General features: G+C 45.0%; 1 protein-coding gene. It reads left to right on the forward strand.

Annotated elements, in window-relative coordinates; genetic code table 11:
- The coding region (locus tag LKE08_RS08745) for a group II intron maturase-specific domain-containing protein (RefSeq protein ID WP_324703833.1) at window positions 1-333 on the forward strand (333 nt) is incomplete at both ends.

Consider the following 333-nt stretch of genomic DNA (forward strand, 5'->3'; position numbering starts at 1 on the left):
TCAGGCAATATCCAAAAGGAAAACATACATCCGGGAAGAAATCGGGGGGAAGAGGTCTACTCGGCTTCAAGACCCACGTCAAACCGGATAAGGAAGCAATCAAAGCCCACATCGAAAAGGTTAAAGAGGTGATTAAGAAACATAAAAAATCACCTCAAGCCGCCCTGATTAAAGAACTCAACCCCATCATTACAGGATGGTCAAGATATTACTCAGGGGTAGTCTCCTCAGAGATTTTCGGAAAGCTGGATAACACACTCTGGCAACAACTACGGGCATGGGTAGTGTCACGATGCGGAAACGCCAAATACAAAACGCTCAGAAAATACTACC

The sequence above is a fragment of the Lyngbya sp. CCY1209 genome (assembly GCF_035615495.1).
In the GTDB taxonomy this organism is placed as follows: domain Bacteria; phylum Cyanobacteriota; class Cyanobacteriia; order Cyanobacteriales; family Microcoleaceae; genus Limnospira.